This window comes from Catellatospora bangladeshensis, from assembly GCF_016862575.1.
Classification (GTDB): Bacteria; Actinomycetota; Actinomycetes; order Mycobacteriales; family Micromonosporaceae; genus Catellatospora; species Catellatospora bangladeshensis.
In genome coordinates, this window is sequence record NZ_BONF01000104.1 from 1 (window position 1) to 975 (window position 975).

Sequence of the window (975 nt, forward strand, 5' to 3'; positions counted from 1 at the left end):
AGGGCGACTGATTCAGTTAAGTGATGGTTTGCGGTCGGTGGGGTGGGTGTCGGGTGCGAAGGTCCCACACATTTGTGGTGTGGACTGGTAGTACGCGTGGTCGTGACGATCTCGCGCCGGGCTTACCCCTCCGATCTGTCTGACGCCCGCTGGGCCCTGATCGAGCCGTTGCTGACCGAATGGCGGGCGGGCAGGGGTGGGCTGGGCATCAGGCCACCGGTGCACGACCTGCGGGAGATCGTGAACGCCATCTTGTATGTGACCAGGTCGGGTATCGCGTGGGAGTACCTGCCGCACGACTTTCCGCCGTACAAGACGGTGTACGACTACTTCGCCAAGTGGGCCAAGGACGGGACCACGCAGAAGATCCATGATCTGCTGCGTACGAAGGTGCGGCAGGCGGCCGGGCGTGCGGCGCAGCCGAGCGCGGCGATCCTGGATGCGCAGAGTGTGAAGACGTCGGGCAACGTGGCCGAGTCTGCGCAGGGCATCGACGCGGGCAAGAAGATCAAGGGCCGCAAGCGGCATGTCGCGGTGGACACCCTCGGGCTGCTGCTGGTCGTGCTGATCACGGCGGCGTCGGTGCATGACACGGCCGGCGGCCGGGACCTGGTCGACGCTCTGGCCCGCTCGTATCCGACGGTGGTCAAGGCCTGGGTCGACCGGGGGTACCAGCGCAGTGTGATCGAACGCGGCATGGCGCACGAGATCGACGTCGAGGTCGTCGTGCGCGACCCGGCGGTGAAGGGTTTCTCGCCGACGGTGCGGTGGCCGGTGGAGCGCACGTTTGGGTGGCTGATGCTGCACCGCAGGTTGGCCCGTGACTATGAGGGTCTGGCCGAGCACTCGGCCTCGCTGATCCACTGGGCGATGATCGGCGCGATGAGCCGGAGGTTGACCGGTGAGGTTGTCTCGTCGTGGCGCGATCACGCGCTCAAAACGGATACAACCTCACCGATCTGAACCAGTCACCCT

At 65.8% G+C, this 975-nt stretch carries 1 protein-coding gene; it reads left to right on the top strand.

Annotation, left to right across the window (positions count from 1 at the left end):
- The first annotated feature begins 108 nt into the window (after positions 1-108).
- Positions 109-963 (top strand): IS5 family transposase, encoded by an 855-nt coding sequence (locus Cba03nite_RS39425; RefSeq protein ID WP_203757697.1) that lies wholly within the window; start codon positions 109-111, stop codon positions 961-963.
- The last annotated feature ends 12 nt before the right edge of the window (positions 964-975 follow it).